This window comes from Chryseobacterium sp. HR92, assembly GCF_045689405.1.
Lineage (GTDB): Bacteria > Bacteroidota > Bacteroidia > Flavobacteriales > Weeksellaceae > Chryseobacterium > Chryseobacterium viscerum_A.
In genome coordinates, this window is sequence record NZ_CP139139.1 from 2,506,339 (window position 1) to 2,522,781 (window position 16,443).

The 16,443-nt window shown below is 36.6% G+C and carries 15 protein-coding genes; 2 read left to right on the top strand and 13 right to left on the bottom strand.

Features of this window, described 5'->3' with window-relative positions; translation table 11 throughout:
- Genes SFA27_RS11290 through SFA27_RS11300 form a run of 3 tightly spaced genes read right to left on the bottom strand, consistent with a single transcriptional unit; the run spans position 1 to position 5,216 of the window.
- Positions 1-1,317 carry a lysine N(6)-hydroxylase/L-ornithine N(5)-oxygenase family protein gene (locus SFA27_RS11290; RefSeq protein WP_407298117.1) on the bottom strand — a complete coding sequence of 439 codons (1,317 nt, stop codon included), beginning with the start codon at positions 1,315-1,317 and terminating at the stop codon, positions 1-3.
- Complete coding sequence (locus tag SFA27_RS11295; RefSeq protein ID WP_407298118.1) at positions 1,310-3,718, bottom strand: GNAT family N-acetyltransferase; 2,409 nt, start codon at positions 3,716-3,718, stop codon at positions 1,310-1,312. The genes SFA27_RS11290 and SFA27_RS11295 overlap by 8 nt, the downstream gene beginning before the upstream one ends.
- The gene (locus SFA27_RS11300) at positions 3,690-5,216 is read right to left on the bottom strand and encodes an aspartate aminotransferase family protein (RefSeq protein WP_034698137.1); all 1,527 of its coding nucleotides are present in this window, start codon (positions 5,214-5,216) and stop codon (positions 3,690-3,692) included. Before SFA27_RS11300 ends, SFA27_RS11295 begins: the two co-directional genes overlap by 29 nt.
- 216 nt (positions 5,217-5,432) lie before the next feature.
- On the opposite strand from SFA27_RS11300, the gene SFA27_RS11305 reads away from it, so the two are divergent.
- Positions 5,433-6,530 (top strand): TauD/TfdA family dioxygenase, encoded by a 1,098-nt coding sequence (locus SFA27_RS11305; RefSeq protein ID WP_407298119.1) that lies wholly within the window; start codon positions 5,433-5,435, stop codon positions 6,528-6,530.
- A 214-nt stretch (positions 6,531-6,744) separates the two neighbouring features.
- Here the strand turns inward: SFA27_RS11305 and SFA27_RS11310 are convergent, their stop codons facing one another.
- From SFA27_RS11310 to SFA27_RS11350, 9 genes are all read right to left on the bottom strand, one after another.
- Positions 6,745-7,557, bottom strand: a complete 813-nt coding sequence (locus SFA27_RS11310; RefSeq protein WP_407298120.1) for an alpha/beta hydrolase — start codon at positions 7,555-7,557, stop codon at positions 6,745-6,747.
- Between the two features lie 158 nt (positions 7,558-7,715).
- Entirely contained in the window at positions 7,716-8,291 is a 576-nt protein-coding gene (locus SFA27_RS11315) for a Crp/Fnr family transcriptional regulator (protein ID WP_407298121.1), read from the bottom strand.
- A 51-nt stretch (positions 8,292-8,342) separates the two neighbouring features.
- Entirely contained in the window at positions 8,343-8,864 is a 522-nt protein-coding gene (locus tag SFA27_RS11320) for a GNAT family N-acetyltransferase (protein ID WP_047374835.1), read from the bottom strand.
- Positions 8,865-8,874: 10 nt separating this feature from the next.
- Entirely contained in the window at positions 8,875-9,885 is a 1,011-nt protein-coding gene (locus SFA27_RS11325; protein WP_407298122.1) for a S41 family peptidase, read from the bottom strand.
- 69 nt (positions 9,886-9,954) lie between these two features.
- Positions 9,955-10,749, bottom strand: a complete 795-nt coding sequence (locus SFA27_RS11330; protein ID WP_047374837.1) for an AraC family transcriptional regulator — start codon at positions 10,747-10,749, stop codon at positions 9,955-9,957.
- A gap of 72 nt (positions 10,750-10,821) precedes the next feature.
- On the bottom strand, positions 10,822-11,403 hold the full coding sequence (locus SFA27_RS11335) for a nucleosidase (protein ID WP_047374838.1): 582 nt from the start codon (positions 11,401-11,403) through the stop codon (positions 10,822-10,824).
- A 102-nt stretch (positions 11,404-11,505) separates the two neighbouring features.
- The gene (locus SFA27_RS11340; RefSeq protein ID WP_047374839.1) at positions 11,506-12,207 is read right to left on the bottom strand and encodes a DsbA family oxidoreductase; all 702 of its coding nucleotides are present in this window, start codon (positions 12,205-12,207) and stop codon (positions 11,506-11,508) included.
- A 74-nt stretch (positions 12,208-12,281) separates the two neighbouring features.
- Positions 12,282-13,448 (bottom strand): MFS transporter, encoded by a 1,167-nt coding sequence (locus SFA27_RS11345; RefSeq protein ID WP_264517953.1) that lies wholly within the window; start codon positions 13,446-13,448, stop codon positions 12,282-12,284.
- 8 nt (positions 13,449-13,456) lie between these two features.
- On the bottom strand, positions 13,457-14,386 hold the full coding sequence (locus tag SFA27_RS11350; protein WP_407298123.1) for an alpha/beta hydrolase: 930 nt from the start codon (positions 14,384-14,386) through the stop codon (positions 13,457-13,459).
- A gap of 159 nt (positions 14,387-14,545) precedes the next feature.
- Between SFA27_RS11350 and SFA27_RS11355 the strand changes: the two genes are divergently transcribed.
- Complete coding sequence (locus SFA27_RS11355) at positions 14,546-14,929, top strand: helix-turn-helix domain-containing protein (protein WP_047374845.1); 384 nt, start codon at positions 14,546-14,548, stop codon at positions 14,927-14,929.
- Between the two features lie 80 nt (positions 14,930-15,009).
- Here the strand turns inward: SFA27_RS11355 and SFA27_RS11360 are convergent, their stop codons facing one another.
- Positions 15,010-16,194: an MFS transporter gene (locus SFA27_RS11360; RefSeq protein WP_264517955.1), complete on the bottom strand. Its 1,185-nt coding sequence runs from the start codon at positions 16,192-16,194 to the stop codon at positions 15,010-15,012.
- Positions 16,195-16,443: the final 249 nt, after the last annotated feature.

Sequence of the window (16,443 nt, forward strand, 5' to 3'; positions counted from 1 at the left end):
TTAAATTTTGGCAGTTGGTAAATCAGCATATTTTTCTACATCGAAATCCTGGAAAGCAATTTTCTTTTCAATTTTATAATGCTCTCTTCCCAAAATATCATTGATGATGTAGGAATTACGGTACGCAGCCATTCCCAGATCTGTTGAAATGTAGCTGTGGGTATGAACTTCAGCATGAAGTACATAAATTTCTCCTCCGTTATGGTCTATTGAATAATTTCTATTGACATCAAACAATCCACTGGAATCTCTTTTGATTCTATCCTGAATATTCTTTAAGAATGCAGGCTCGTGATAGCGGTATCCTGTTCCCAAAATCAGATAATCAGCTTCCTGATCATAAGGTACTTCCTGTTCCAGTTGGGTAAACTCAAGATTGATGAAATCCGGATTGCTGTTGTCTACTCTATTCAGCTGACTGTTTGGAATAATTTTAAGATTAGGATCAGCATTATCGATATTCAGATCATAAATAAAGTCGTAAATATCATTGATCAGATCATAATTGATTCCTTTAAACTGAGCCTGCTGTTTGCTTAAAATGGTTTTCCTTGCAGACTCGCTTCTGTTGTAGAAATATTCTACATAATCAGGTGAAGTAAGTTCCAGTGTCAACTTAGAATATTCCATAGGGAAAAATCTGTCCGGACGGGAATACCATCCCAGTTGTGTTTCTTCATTCCTGTTTTGAAGAAGATCATAAAAAACTTCTGCTGAACTCTGGCCAGAACCGATAATTGCTATTTTTTTACCCTGAGACAAAAGTTCTTCTTTTCTATACAGATAAGAACTTGTATGAATAACACGGGAATCATCCTTCGGAATGAAAGAAGGAATATGAGGCTGTGTCCCTGTTCCTAAAATCAGTCTTTCCGTTTTGAAAACCGTAGTTTCTTTGGTTTTGGTGTGAATCGTAGTTACATAATATAAACCATCTTTATAAGTAATATCCACTACCTGAGTAGAAAAACGGCATTGTGGAAGCTGTGCAATCACCCATTGGCAGTAACGGTTGTATTCTTTTCTCGGAATGAAAAAATCTTCTCTGATAAAAAACTTATACAGCCTTCCGGTTTCCTTCAAATAATTCAAAAGGCTTAAAGGATTGGTAGGATCGGCCATGGATACGCAGTCGCATAAAAATGGGGTCTGCAGGGTTACATGGTCAATCATCAGTCCCGGGTGCCAGTCGAAACCATCTCTCTGGTCCAGGAAAAGGGTTTTCAGTTCCGAAATCGGATTAGATAATGCGGCAAGTCCCAGATTGAAAGGACCTATACCTATGCCTATTACATTGTATACGGCTTCGTTAGTCATTTTTTGTGATGTTTGTGGTGATTTGTACCTCTTTATTCTGTGGGAATTTTTCCCAGTACCATTCTCTGTAACAGAAGTTCAGATTGGCTTTTTTATGAGGCATTTCTATTACTTTATCTACTTTGAAGCCTACATGGGCTTTATTCATCATAGATGCAAGAGAGTCTACAGATCCTTCTCCTACCATTTTTCCTACCTGTGGCTGTGCAAAAACATAGTCAACCATAGATTGAGTGGATGGAGATACAAATTTCTTTTTAGGATCAATAGGTGCAATAAACTGGTGTGTTCCATAATCGGTAGGCAGTACTTCATAATAATCGCCTACGATATCTCTGCAGGCCCAATACACTTCAATATTACAAGAAGGTTCATCGTTTCCTGCAATGATATAACTGTGCGCTTCATCACTTGGAAGCATCAGTCTGTAGTAGGTTTCAAGCTCATCTATCGGCCAGTTCATCTGCCAGATTTTTACGGCATGTTCACGGTTGAACCATTCATGCAGCATTTCAAGGTCGTTTTCAAGATCTATAGGACGCATACTCATGGTTACGTCTTCTTTCTGGAAATACCTTTTAAAGAAAACTTCCGTTCCCTGCGGATTGATTAGCTGATCCGAGAAGAAATGTTTGTGAAGAAGGTTCGGAACTTTAGCATAAGAAATTGAAGAAGCATTCACACCTCCATCTACATCAGCAACCGCCGACTGAAGGTTTGATTTTACTGCCCAATATCTTTGATTCAATGCATAATCCGTTAATGAGGAAGGTTCAGTTTCATGAAGATTTTCAAACTCTCTGTACAGAATATGGATTAATCTTCTTTCTTTAACCAGACCTGTTTTACCTATGGAAGCAATCAGTGCACTCAGGTTGCTTACCAAAAGATGATGAGAAACAATATCCAGAAGACGCTCATCTCTGATGAAAAGATCTTCAATTTCAGGATAATCTTTGATCAATGATTCATATTTTCCTTTAAAACTGTCTTTGATTAAATAACCTTGTCCGTCTCTCACATAAATAGATTGAGGAAGCAATTGATTATCCAATTGTACAAGCAGATTCTGCTGATGAACTTCAGGAGCCATGCCTAATTGATTGTACAATCTGTTTAAAGGAGAAAGCAACAGGTTTACATACTTTTCAAACCAGATAATAGCTGCTTTTTCTGCATCTACACCCAATTGATTCGCAACATTCTTAAAGAAATGCGTTGTAAAATTAAACCCATCTGTAGATTCATCCTGACAAAGTCTTGCTAACAGAATCACTTTATCTTCATTTGAAAAAGGATTTTCGCGGAGCAGTATATTCAGACTGTCCATATTTTTTCCCTCATAATGAACACTTAACGTGGAAGGTTCCAACAGTAATTTAAAATTCGGGAAATTTTGTTCAAATGAAGTCTTTACATTTTGCCACCATATTGCGGAAGCGTATCCTCTGTTGAGATCTTTTAAGCTGTTTGTTCTTACAGAACCAGTCATTAAAACATGCAAAGAGAACTTTAACATCCAGCTAAAGTCCGGATTATATACTGTTCTTATAGAAGATGTTGCATAAAAATCCTCACCCAAAGGTCCGATGTGAATGATTTTCCCGGAACCCAACATTTCAGGATATTCTTCGGTTGATAAAAGATATTGTGCTTCCCATGGATGGCATGGAACTATATAAAAATCATTTGTGTTTTCAAAATCGTAGCTTTCCGGTAAAGAAGTCCATTTTTCAAAGATTTCTTTTGCTGAAATCCCTGGAAGAGATTTTTCCGTGATGCAGTCTTTGTGAATCAGGAAATAATCCAGTTGAAATCCTTTCCCGAATTCTGGACCATATAAAAGCTGTTCTTCCTCAGAGAATCCCATTCTTGATTTGGTGAAAGGATGCAGATTGTGTCCGGCAGGAAGCATTTGTTCAGATTCAAGGAAAGAATAGGTCAACAGCTGATCATCCTGAAGACAGGCTTCTGTTGTCAGTTCCAGATTTCTTAAGCTGCTTTGAATTCTTTCCACAAAGTTTCTGAAACCCGTTTCGTTTGTAGTGTCAGAAAGTTCTCTGTAAACCAGTTCAGTAAGCTTTTGATCATTCACTTCAAAAACTTCCTGATTTTGGTGATCTACCGCCCACAAAACAGGTCCGTATTCATGAAAAAGAGTTTCGGAACGATAAGAAACCGGAGCAAATAAAAACAGTCCGCTTTTCTTCATTTCAAACCTCATAAACAATGAATAATCACTGTTTTGAAGTGCTTTTGCTGTCAGAAGATCATATTTCGGAACGCCCTGATAGAATTTTCCGTTTCCCAGTTCTCTCAACATTCCGTTCAACAGAATTCTGAAAGTAATTTCCCGGGCTTTTTCTCCTGTTCTATTTTTCTGAATTAAAGTCTTTTCCATGATTTTTGATTGTGGTGAGAATTTGATGAATGTCTTCTGTAGTCGTAATCGGGTTCAGGAACGTAAACTTCAGATAGAAGTTTCCATCCACTTTTGTACTTGCTACAAGGATTTCTCCACTGTAGAACAGTTTCATCTTGATGTATTGATTCAGCGCATTCAGATCACTGATTTCCGGATTTACATATCTGAAAACAAGAACACTTAAGTCAGAATCTGAAAGAAGCTCAAAATCTGCATCTTCAGTAATCATTGCAGCCGCATCTTTGGTAAGATCAATCACGGTGTCTGTGTATTCTGCTAATTGTTCTTTACCCATCATTCTTATGGTAAACCAAAGTTTTAAAGCATCAAATCTTCTCGTACTCTGAGTAATGGATTTATTGATCTGTGCCGGAATCTCCTCTTCGTCCATTTCTTTCGGATTCAGATAATCGGCGTGGTGTTTAAGAATCAACAGTTCTTTTTTATTTTTAACAATAAAAGCACTGCTGCTGATAGGCTGGAAGAATGATTTGTGGTAATCAATCGTTACAGAATCTGCTCTTTCAATACCATTAATCAGATCACGGTATTTTTCACTTAATAATAAAGCACAACCGTAAGCTGCATCTACGTGCATCCAGATGTTATATTGTTCCGCAATATTGGCGATATCATCCAATGGATCAATATTTCCAAAGTCTGTAGTTCCAGCTGTTGCTACAATACCAATAGGAATATTTCCCAGCTGTTCTTCTCTCTTGATGTATTTTTTCAAAAGAGAAATATCCATACGGAAACGGTCATCGGTAGGAACTTTAACAATACTTTTCTCACCCAGTCCCATAATGGAAGCATTTTTCAGATTGCTGAAGTGAGATTTATCTGAAACAAATATTCTGAAACGGCTTGCCTCCGCTGGCAGACCATCCATTTTAATGTTGTGGTTATATCTTTTCTGAGAAAAACAGTCACGCATCATGACCAATCCCATTAAATTACTCTGTGAGCCCCCCGCTGTGAAAACACCGTCGCTTTCATTCGTATTATATCCGATCTGACCGGCAGTCCAGTCGATCAGTTTTCTTTCCATAAAGGTTCCGCCTGCACTCTGATCATAAGTATCCTGTGAAGAATTGATGGCACTTACAAGGATTTCTCCTGCTAAAGCCGGGATTACTACAGGACAGTTAAGGTGCGCTACATATTGTGGTAGGTGAAAAGCTGTGGCATGTTTTACATAAATATCATCTACTTCTGCCAGAAGCTCGTTATAATTGGAAAGTTTTTGATTAAGATCAATCTGTTGTACCATTCCTTTCATTGTTTTGGCTTCTATACCACTGAAAGGCTTGTTGTTTCTGTGAAGAAATTCCTGAACCAGGTCTAAAGTACTATTGACAGCATTACGATAATGATCATAATTGTCAGGGTGAAAAATATTCCCAAAATTCCCCGAAATGTGAGGTGAAGTGGTGCTTGCGAGCTCTTCTAGGGATATTAAATTGTTGTTCATAAAAGTTTTGTAATGTGATTTTTTAAATCTGTGAGTTGTTGTGGTTTTTTCGATATACGATTATATATATCTGATAGTCAGGTTTTTAATTTTTACATTTTTTATTATAATTTATTTGGTGATTACGTAATTATTACTAAATTTGAACCAGTTATTGTTATTTAGAATAATTAAAAACAAAGATAAAAATTATTACTTAACACCAAATTTTTTTTAATGAATTCTACAGAAATTTTAGATAAAGACTGTTCAACAGCGGTAAAACTGCTTCCTACGGTCATAGAAGTCACCTCTCAGGAAAGAAGAATGATAAAAGATGCAGCTCTGCACCTTCAGAAAAAGTATGACAATTATGAAAACCGTGATTTTATAAAGCATGTACATCAGCTGGCGTCTTATTTCTTACCGGAGAGAATTTTAAATATAGCGGCTGATTTTGCGAGTGACTTTTCAAAAAATCAGTATGGTGCACTGATCTTTACCGGATTAATGGATATTGATCAGGAGGATATAGGATCTACCCCTCCGAATTGGCAGGCGGCAGATTATTCAAAATTTAATTTATATGGTTTTGCGTGTGCACTTATCCATGGGGCACTTCCTTCAAAACCTGTACAATATTATTCACAGCGTAAAGGCGGTGGATTGATCCATGCCATTATTCCTGATGAAAAAATGAAGGAAACACAGACAGGATCAGGATCTTCAACAGATTTATACGTACACACAGAAGATGCTTTTCTGAAACATCAGGCGGACTTTTTAAGCTTTATGTATGTAAGAAATGAGGAACAGGTTCCTTCTACGCTTTATTCTATCCGTTCTCATGAGTCTATTGGGGAAAATTACAGACCTCTTTTTGAGCGTATTTATAAAATCCCGAAAGATGCCAACCTGGAAACGGGAGATAATGAAGAAGAGACATTGGATTCTGTACTGTATGGCAATTACAGTCTTCCGTTTATGCGATTTGATGCCGCAGAACAGCTTTTCAATTCCAGCATAAAACAATCGGAGGAAGCGCAAAGTACACTGCATGAGTTCTGGGAAGAAGCCAGACATTTGATTTACTCAGGATTTACGCCTCAGGCAGGAGACGTTATTTTGGTAAACAATCACTTATGTGCTCACGGAAGATCTGCTTTCCGTGCGGGAGTAAGAAATATTGACGGAATAGAACATCCGTGCGAAAGAAGAATCATGCTTCGTATGATGAGTAAAGTGAGCCTTATTGATATGAGGGCACATACGCTTACAGAAGATCCTTTCTTTGTGATAGAGGAACATTTGGGTAAAAACTTTCAACACTTTTAATATGCTGACCTGTTAGCATTTTGAACATCAATCAATCGAAATCCTTTTTGGGCATGGCTCAAAAAGGATTTTTTTATTTGATTTTAAGTTTTGGCTAAAGCCATCGGAATTTATATTTATTTATTAAAAAGGGCTAAAGCCCGTTCCTATTGAATATTGATTAGTTTTTATATCAATAGAAGTGGGCTTTAGCCAAAACTTAAAAGCTTATAATTTACTGTTTAAAGAATCTGTCAAATAAAGACAATTGTTCAGATAATGATCTGCTCCAATATTCCGGGACGTGTCCTCCCAAAGACTCTGTGTAGAGATGCTGGATCTTCATTTCTGTCAGTTTTTTATGAAAGTTTCTATTCATATTGATCATTTGGGTATCTTCAGTTCCACAATCGAAAATATATTGCTGTCCTGCTCCTGCCATTAACTTTATTTTGCTGTCGGTAAGGAAATTGGGATTGATAGATTCCAGCGGTCCCAGCACTTTATTCACCATATATTTCTGATAGCCTTCTCCGAAAGAGTTGAAATCTAATGCTCCACAAGAACTTCCCACGATACCAAATGTTTTATTATAAGTAACTCCGATATTGGTAGCTCCGTAACCTCCCATACTCCATCCTAAAATTCCACGAAATTTTTTCTCTGCCTTCACCGGATAGTTTTTATCAATGAACTCTACCAGCTCTTTTCCGATAAAGGTTTGATATTGTGAATCCTTAACGATTGGACTGTCCACATACCACGAACTGCAGTTTCCATCCGGAAGTACATAGATTGTTTTAAGTTCCTGTGCTTTTTTTACCAGATCCGGAATATCCTGTTTAATGATTCTGTCCGGATTGCCGCTAAAACCGTGAAGAATATAGACAGACGGATAAGTTGTATTAGGTTGGAGATCGGGGGTAATGATTACTGTTTTAATTTTTTTATTCATTTTCGGACTGAAAATTTCCTGATGAATAATTTTTTGTGCTGATAACTGAATACATGCAGTTAATACAAATACAATGTTGATAAGCTTCTTCATGCTGAAAAATGTTTAATTAATGATAATCATGGGCCTCTAAATTGTAGAACATATAGTGTACCAATGATCTTATGACAGAGCAAAATTGCGTCAGAAAAAGAGAAAAAGCCTCAACATATGTTGAAGCTTTTGTTAATTTATTTCCTGACTTAGGAATATCAGTTGATTTCCTTCTTTATCCGGCTTAGCTGTGTAGGTGTTATTCCAAGATAAGAAGCGATGTGGTGCTGTTTTAATCTATTATAAAGGGACTTATTTTCAAGCAATTGTAAATACCGTTTTTTTGCCGTTTCGTATTTTAAAGAAACTTCCAGAGGTTCTTTTTTTACCACCCAGTTTTTTTCCAGATAACAAAGATGAAAAAGTGCCAGATCATGATGCTTTTCCAGTAATTCACGATAGGCTTTTGCGGGATATTGTATCACCGAGCAGTCTTCCAGTGCAATGATATTGAAATCACTGGGTTCATTTTTAATAATAGCTGCTGTGGAAGCTACAAAGCTGTTTTCTTCGAAGAAGATTTTATAAATATTATTTCCCAGTTCATCTACTGTATAATACCCTATCAGTCCGGATTTGATAAAATAATAATACCTTGCCATGGAACCGGATTCCAGCAGAAGATCATTCTTGTGATAGTATTCTTCCGTACAGATATCCAATAAATCCTGAATCATTTCTTCGGATAAAGGATAGTACCGATTAATATGCTTTACAAATTCTGAATTGTTCATTTTGGTAGACATCATTATCTGTGAAAATCTGTGAGATCTGTGGGTAAAAAATTAGTCCAATATTTTTTTCATCATGAGATCTGTCTGTTCTTCTTCTCCCAATCTGAAAATATGCTTATCAAATTCAATGAATCCATTTTTTCTGTAAAATTGTAAAGCTCTCAGATTTTCTTCCCAAACCCCAAGCCACAGATATGATTTGTGAAGTTGCCGGGCTGTTTCTAAAGCCTGGTTATAAAGAAGCTGTCCTACTTTTTTCCCGTGATGGCTTTTCTTTACATAAATTCTTTCAATTTCAAGGCTTGTATCATCCTGAAGTTCTGTCTGTGCCTTGCCAGAATTGACTTTCAGGTAACCTACAGGATTGTCTTCTTCCCAGGCAATATAGAAAAAAGACTCGGGATTATTCAGCTCAGATTTGATCTTTTCAGTATTAAAGCTTTCTTCCAGATACTTTTTCATGGCCTCTTCCGTATTATCTTCTGCAAACGTTTCAGTGAAAGTTTGTATACCAATGTTTTGAAGTATCTCAAGGTCTTTTTCGCCGGATGTATTGATGATTATTGATGACATAGCAGAATATTTATTCTTCTAATTTATTAATAAGATTTTTTATTTCAGGTATGGTTAATTCTGTTTTTGTTTCCGCAAGTATTATATTTTTTAAAATTTTAATGTGAGCGGCCTTTAAAGCATCTTCGCTTTTTACTTCCTGATTAGGAATTACTCCTATATGTTCCCAGTTTTTTTGGCTTGCTAAAGATGTTATTTTTCCTGCCGGGACAAGCAGTAAATATTGATTTTGAATAATAAAATGATCTACAGGATTAGCTGCACCTCCTGTTTTTTCACCTATCACTTCAGCAAGTTTATACTGCTGCAAGAAGTAAGCTACTGCTTCTCCTGCGGAAAAAGTATTTTTACTGGTAAGAATATAAATTTTTTTATGTAGATATTTCTGTCCGGAAACCTCAGGCTGGGTACTGTTTAAAACAGTCTTGTTATTATGCCGGAAATATGTAGTATAAAGATCTGTTTTTTTGTCAAAAAAATAACTGCAGAAGAGAAGAACCATTCCGTTTTCTCCACCTCCGTTTTCCCGGAGGTCAATAACAAGAGCATGGGTATTGGCAACAAAATTCATAGCAGCTGCCAATGTTTTTTCACTGGCTTCAGGAGAGGCAAAACCCTTAAAGTTGATGTAACCAATATTACCCGGGAGTCTTTGAACCGTTTCAAATCCGAAGTTTTCAAGACTGTTATGTTCGTTATTCAATTTCTCTTTTTCTTTCTCACTCATCTGTTTTTCAGGCATGTAATTTTCGAGATATTTAACGAAAAAATGTTCGTCTTTAATGGTTGTTCTTAACTTTTGAGTGAGCAGCGCTGCAAATTCTTTTTTATTGAGAGCATTAAACGCTCCCTTATTCAATTCATTCCGGAATAGAGAATCTGCTTTTTTATAAGCTTCTTTATCAATATAATAGTCTTTTACTTTTTCTGTAATATCAGTAAGAACTGTGGAAGTACCACTTTTCTGGGCATTCGAGAATAAGAAAGTAAAAAGGAAAAGCCCAACGCATAATTTTTTCATTGAAATAAGGATTTAATATTTCAACAAATGTATTTCAATGAGTTTTCTATGAATTGTAAAAATGGAAACTCAGATAAATAACCAAACATTATTTTGTTCAGTATCTACATTCTCAAAGAATTTTCCGGGACTTATTTTGGTGAGTTCCTTAAAATCTTTAATGAGATGGGATTGGTCATAAAATAGATTTTCGTAGGAAAGTTCTGTAAGATTTCTGGATTTTTTATTTGAAATCAAAACCTTACGAAACCGCTGTATTTTTCTGAATTCTGAAGCTGGCTTAGCCAGATATCGCTGAGAGATCTTGTTTACATATTGTCTTGTAATTTTATTTTTCACAGCAATTTCTTCGATACTCAATTCTGTTTCAAAATCATTCAATATTGCATAAGCCAAATGCAAGTCTCTCTGCCGGAATCTGGAAAGACAATAATTTTCAAGGATTTCAATTTGTATTTTCCTGTCAGGCTCTTTTAAAACAGTATCCATCATATCTGTAAGGTCTGAAAGATTGATTTCCTGTTCCAGATCCTCGCTTTTATCAGCATTAAAAAAATGATAAATACCTAACGGCTTAAAGTAGATTGTAACTTCATTAACTGATTCCCGATAAAAAATTTCTGTAGGAACAGAACATCTGAATACAAAATCAACCACGATATTCTCGGATGAAGATCTGGTAATTTCTACCCACCCTTTATCCTGCGTAACAAATACATCCTGACATGCTGATACAATAAAGTAATTGTCTGGAAATGTAAGATATTTGACAGGTTCCTGATCATCATCTTTTTCTATAAAATAATATCCTTGAATGTAGTTTTTCAAAACAGAATGTACAGGCTCATAAAAAGTAACTTTCATAGTAGTGATGGGTTGGAAGTAAAAATACAAATAGAAAACAAAATCCTGAAACTTTGTTCAGGATTATATTATTTATGAAAACAGTATTTTTTTAAAGGCTTCAGAAGCCAGATGTACCTGTACGCTCCAATCGTCTGCTGCATCACTACCTGCATCGTCGGAGATATATTTCAGGCATAGAAACGGAATATTTTCCTTTTGGGCAATCAATGCTAACGGATAGGCTTCCATATCTACAATATTATAATCAGTTTCAGAATGGTTCATTTCAAAACTGTCACCACTTCCGCAGATTCCTTCTTTAAGAGTATCCATTCTAAGACCATATTCCAGTACAGGCGGCACTCCGGACAGCGGGGTTTCATATAGTTTAAATCCAAGCCCTCTTACATCCATGTCACGCTGAATAAATTTTGTACAGCATACCACTTCTCCTTTATGGAATCCTTTACTTCCCGCAGAACCTAAATTCACGATCAGTTTAGGTTTTCTTGCATGAATCTCTTTGGTTAATTCGATTGCAGCATTTACTTTTCCGATGCCGGTAATTAATTTATTTTTATCATCGAAAACGGTTCCTGCTTCGGAATCTAATGCAAAAACAAAAAGGGTATCATCAATTGAATAATGAGTTTCGTTGTTAATTTTTATCATTGAGAAATCAGATTTATACAGCTGGTGTTGCTGTAATACAAAGATACAAGACTCTATTAAATTAAAAACCCCAAAATAGTTTTATTTTGGGGTTTTGATATCTTAAATGCTGCATCCGTCTGCATCACAGGAAGCTCCGTTTTCACCGGAAAGATCCTTAAACGGACTTACGCTTTCTTTGTAAGTCTGCTGAAGCGCATTCTCAAACGCTTCTACAGGCTGAGCGCCGGAAACGGCATATTTACCATTCAGAACAAAGAAAGGAACTCCGGAAATTCCATTGTTTCTCGCCTCCTGAATATCCTGATTCACTTCATCATCCCATTGATCTGTTGTAACTGCTTGTCTTGCTTCCTCTTTATCAATTCCTAAGCTTTCTGCAAGAGCGATCAAAACTTCTGTATCTCCTACATTTTTCCCATCAATAAAGTGAGCAATAAATAATGCTTCTTCCATTTCATTGGATTTGTTATGCTTTTTAGCCAAATGAAGCAGTTTGTGAGCACTGAAAGTATTGGTAATTAAAGCTTTTCCAAAATTAAAATCAATTCCGGCTTCTTTTCCCATTTGAGTTACCTGCCCAAGCATTTGGGTAGCCTGAGCTTCAGGAAAACCTTTTTTTTCTCTAAAATACTGAATGGTATCCTGAGTTTCTTTCGGATCTAAACTTGGATCCAGCTGAAAGCTCTTCCACTCCACTTCTACTTCATCTTTAAAAGGAAGCTTATTCAAAGCCTGCTCAAAATTATTCTTTCCGATATAGCAAAACGGACACATCACGTCCGACCAGATTTCTATTTTCATTGTATTTAATTTTAAATCAAATTAGTAGCACAAAGATAGTGTATTTTATTTAATGTAACAAAAATTATTACAGTTTAATTCTGACAGGTGGAAAGTACCTGACTACGCTTTTCCAATATACCTTTTAAAATCATCATCAGAAATGCAAGAAGCCCGAAAAACAAACCTATCCATGGAATATACTCTACTCCTTTTGTAACGATTATCCATCCTCCGATTGTAGTTCCTACTGTTACTCCCAGGTTTCCGAATGATGTGGCAAGACTATTGGCAAATTCCAGTGATTCCGGAGCTGAAGAGATCATATAGGTAGATGCATTCAAAAAGCTGGGTGAATACAGAAATCCCCAGATTCCGATAACGGCAATCGTTGCCCATAAATTTCCATCAGAAAAATAGAGAAGAATGGGCACTAAGATAGTTCCGGAAAGGAAAATAGCGGTTGTAGCTGCTACATTTTTATTAAGCATTTTTCCGGCAACTCCATTGGCTATCACTCCAATAATTCCAAATAACAAAAGCATGTAACTCACCATTGAAGTATCCATTCCTTTGGCTTTATTCAGATAATCTGCAAAATAGCTATAGGTAGAAAACCATGCAGTAATCATAAAAAAGTTAGTCAGCGTACTCAGAATAAATGGGGGCTGTTTCAGGATTCTGACCTGATTTCCATAAGATTTTTTCTCTTTTACAGGCATCGGAGGAAGAAGGAAATAAATGACTGCTAAAGCAATCAGACTTACTACAGTCTGTATCATAAATGAATACTCCCAGGACCAAAGACCTGCAATCCATGTGGCAAAAGGAACCGTTGTGACCATTGCAATGGCAACTCCATTAAATACAATTCCCATCAGTTCATTTTTTTTCCGGTCATCCGCTTGGGAGACTGCTACAGATAATGCTGACGCAATATACACGGGCTGAAGAAATGCCGGTAAAATCCTAACCAGCATCAACAGCCAGAAAGGAGGCGAAAAAGAAGATACAAATCCTGTAATCAGAAACATGAAAATGGCTGTGAGCATTATTTTTTTACGGTCAAAACCTGATGTAAGTAAGGTCATAAAAGGTCCTGTAAGAGCGATAATTAATGCAAAAGCGCTCAGCAGATACCCTGCTTTGTCTATACTGATTTTATAATGCTCTGCAACTTGCGGGAGAATTCCAATGACACCAAACTCCGTTGTAATAACCGCTATAAATCCCAGACATCCAATGTATGCATATTTTTTCATGATACTTTTTATTCGTCAGATTTCAAATTTTGATGGGCAAAAACAGCCATTTCATCTACGGCTGACTGTACTTCTTCCAACAACTCTCCCATATGCATAAAACCGTGAACCATATCTTTGTAAAGACTTGTTGTAAGCTCAACTCCTGCATTTTTCATATTTTCAGAAAGTTGCTTTCCATCATCCAATAAAGGATCATGCTCTGCCAGAATAATTAAAGTGGGTGGTGTTTCTTTAAAATCTTTGATCAAAACAGGAATAGCAAGAGGATTCCCTTTTTCTTCTTCCGGAAGATAGCCAGCCCAGGCTTCTATACCGCCTTGTTTATTAAGAACCGGACCGTTTTCATACGTTTCCCAGGTCTTTGAATTCAATTGATTATCTACCGCCGGATAAATCAATACCTGAAATTTCAACCGTTTTTCTAATTGGGTAGAAACTGCTGTTGATAAAGCACCACCTGCACTATCTCCTATGATTCCTATTTTATCAGGATCAATTCCTAGAGATTCTGCATTTTCAAATACCCATTTTACACCATCAATACAATCATTTAAACCAGCAGGAAAAGGATGTTCGGGAGCAAGACGGTAATCTATAAAAATAACGACTGATCCGGTTTTATTGGCCAGTTTACGGACTACAGCATCATGAGTCTCATACCCACCGGCAATAAACCATCCTCCATGAATATAAATAATAGCTGGTGATTGTTGAACATCTTTTCCTTTAGGACGGTAAATCCTGATAGGAATCTGATGATTTTCCTGTGGAATATGCAGCTCTTCAATCATGTTTACTGATTCTTTCTTCCCACTAAGTTGAAGAGACATGGTTTCAAGAAATTTTCTTGCTCCGTCTAAAGAATCCTGAGGATTGAAGGGCTGTATGGTTTCTAAATGATTTAAAATCTGTGTTATCTTAGGCGTTAATTGCATTGTATTTTGATTTAAGTTGTTAATGTTTCTGCTGAGAACTTGAGCGCTATTGTTCTTCTATTGCAGTCTATTTTCTGTTTTGTTGAACAAAATTAAATCTCAAACCTTACATTTGCACTGTATACAGCTAAATGTATGGTACTAACAAATTTGTAAGTTATGGGCAAAATCAAAGAAAATTCAACGAATAATATCAACAGACAATATATACAGGGATGTGATCTGAGTTATGCAGTATGTAAAATTGGAGGGCGTTGGAAACTGATTATTTTAAACAAATTAAAGGACGGAAAACTACGCTTCAGTGAAATCAGAAACTCTATTTGCGGAATAACAGAAAGAATGCTTACCCTGCAGCTGAGAGAACTGGAAAAAGAAAGCTTGGTAAAAAGAACCGTTCATGCAGAAGTTCCACCAAGAGTAGATTATGAGCTTACAGATATTGCCAGAGAGCTGATTCCTATTTGGAAGCAGCTTGATGAATGGGGAGGAAAACACAGGGAAATGATGCAGGTACAGGAAAATGCAGAAGAATTATTATAAAAAAGTTTCGGGGGATTTTATCTGCGATAAAATCCCCCGAAACTCCAAACAAGGTAAGCATAAAACAAATATGCCCCCTTCTATGATTTATTCACTTTTTTACAAAACAGAACATGGGCAATCAAAGCCAATACGCCAAATACCGTTCCTACAAAACATACTCCACTCCACTGAGCCTTTTGCCACGCAACAGATGCCAGCCATGTTCCTAATGATCCTCCGATGAAATAAGATACCATATACACGGTATTCAGCCTGTTTACAGCATTTGATTTAATAAGGAAATAATTGGTCTGGTTCATTATGTGACTTGACTGTACTCCCAAATCCACAAGAATTACTCCTACAATAAGTCCCCAATACGTTTCTCCGGCAAAATAGGTAAAACCCCAGCTTCCAATAACAATCAATAAAGAATATAAGATAATCCGGTTAATATCCAGATACTTTTGTAATTTTCCCACTTTGGCCGCAGCTAAAGCTCCTACAGCACCTGCTAGTCCAAAGCTTCCCACTACGGATGATCCGGCATTAAAAGGCGGCTTTTCCATGTGAAACACCAAGGTTGTAAATAAAGCACACATAGACCCAAATGCCATAGCTCCACGGAATGATGCCAGCTGAAGAATTGGTTGTGTTTTTGCAAGGTGGGCAACAGAACGCATCAATTCTTTGTAAGTTCCTTTAAAATTAGGAGACAGTTCCGGAAGCATTTTATAGACAGCCAGCCAAACCAGAATCATCAGTCCTGCTGCAATACCAAACATTGCTCTCCAGCCCCACACTTCACCTACTATTCCTCCTATAAAACGGGAAAGAAGAATTCCCAGTAACAGTCCAGACATTACCAATCCGATATTGGAGGATTTTTCTTTATCTGATGAAAGTTCCGCTGCAATAGGAACAAACAATTGCGGAATAACCGATGTAGCTCCGATGAGCAAACTGGCAGCATACAACATCCACAGCTCGGTGGCAAAAGTCATCCATAAAAGGGATCCAAAAACGAGAAACAGATCTATTAAGATTAATTTCTTGCGAAAAAATTTATCACCCAGCGGAACAATCAGCAACAGGCCCAATGCATAACCAATCTGTGTAAGTACTGAAATTTTACTTGCTGCGCTTTCAGAAACCTGCAGTTCTTCTGAAATAAGTGCCAGTAAAGGCTGATTATAATAATTGTTGGCGACTACCAGCCCTGAAATAATGGCCATAAGCCAGATAACAGTCCGGGAAATACCCTGGGAAGAACTCTCCTGCATTACGTATAAAGTTTTTATTTGAATTGAAAGCTGTCTGAAAACAGATAACGATGTATACTGTCAGATTTTAAGAGATCAAAGATAATCATTAAAAAAAGAAATTATTCGTTCCATGCTTTTACATTTCTGTGAATAATATAGGATTCTCCGGTAAGTAGAATGATTTCAACACTCTGTCTGTATGATTGTTTTTATTGATGATATATATTGATGGAAAACCTTTTGAATGTTAGAAATATTAAGGAAATT

What these genes read in the sequence shown, in the direction of transcription:
- SFA27_RS11290 (WP_407298117.1), bottom strand. Translation starts at nt 1,317, where the DNA reads ATGACTAACGAAGCCGTATACAATGTAATAGGCATAGGTATAGGTCCT.
- SFA27_RS11295 (WP_407298118.1), bottom strand. Translation starts at nt 3,718, where the DNA reads ATGGAAAAGACTTTAATTCAGAAAAATAGAACAGGAGAAAAAGCCCGG.
- SFA27_RS11300 (WP_034698137.1), bottom strand. Translation starts at nt 5,216, where the DNA reads ATGAACAACAATTTAATATCCCTAGAAGAGCTCGCAAGCACCACTTCA.
- SFA27_RS11305 (WP_407298119.1), top strand. Translation starts at nt 5,433, where the DNA reads ATGAATTCTACAGAAATTTTAGATAAAGACTGTTCAACAGCGGTAAAA.
- SFA27_RS11310 (WP_407298120.1), bottom strand. Translation starts at nt 7,557, where the DNA reads ATGAAGAAGCTTATCAACATTGTATTTGTATTAACTGCATGTATTCAG.
- SFA27_RS11315 (WP_407298121.1), bottom strand. Translation starts at nt 8,291, where the DNA reads ATGAACAATTCAGAATTTGTAAAGCATATTAATCGGTACTATCCTTTA.
- SFA27_RS11320 (WP_047374835.1), bottom strand. Translation starts at nt 8,864, where the DNA reads ATGTCATCAATAATCATCAATACATCCGGCGAAAAAGACCTTGAGATA.
- SFA27_RS11325 (WP_407298122.1), bottom strand. Translation starts at nt 9,885, where the DNA reads ATGAAAAAATTATGCGTTGGGCTTTTCCTTTTTACTTTCTTATTCTCG.
- SFA27_RS11330 (WP_047374837.1), bottom strand. Translation starts at nt 10,749, where the DNA reads ATGAAAGTTACTTTTTATGAGCCTGTACATTCTGTTTTGAAAAACTAC.
- SFA27_RS11335 (WP_047374838.1), bottom strand. Translation starts at nt 11,403, where the DNA reads ATGATAAAAATTAACAACGAAACTCATTATTCAATTGATGATACCCTT.
- SFA27_RS11340 (WP_047374839.1), bottom strand. Translation starts at nt 12,207, where the DNA reads ATGAAAATAGAAATCTGGTCGGACGTGATGTGTCCGTTTTGCTATATC.
- SFA27_RS11345 (WP_264517953.1), bottom strand. Translation starts at nt 13,448, where the DNA reads ATGAAAAAATATGCATACATTGGATGTCTGGGATTTATAGCGGTTATT.
- SFA27_RS11350 (WP_407298123.1), bottom strand. Translation starts at nt 14,386, where the DNA reads ATGCAATTAACGCCTAAGATAACACAGATTTTAAATCATTTAGAAACC.
- SFA27_RS11355 (WP_047374845.1), top strand. Translation starts at nt 14,546, where the DNA reads ATGGGCAAAATCAAAGAAAATTCAACGAATAATATCAACAGACAATAT.
- SFA27_RS11360 (WP_264517955.1), bottom strand. Translation starts at nt 16,194, where the DNA reads ATGCAGGAGAGTTCTTCCCAGGGTATTTCCCGGACTGTTATCTGGCTT.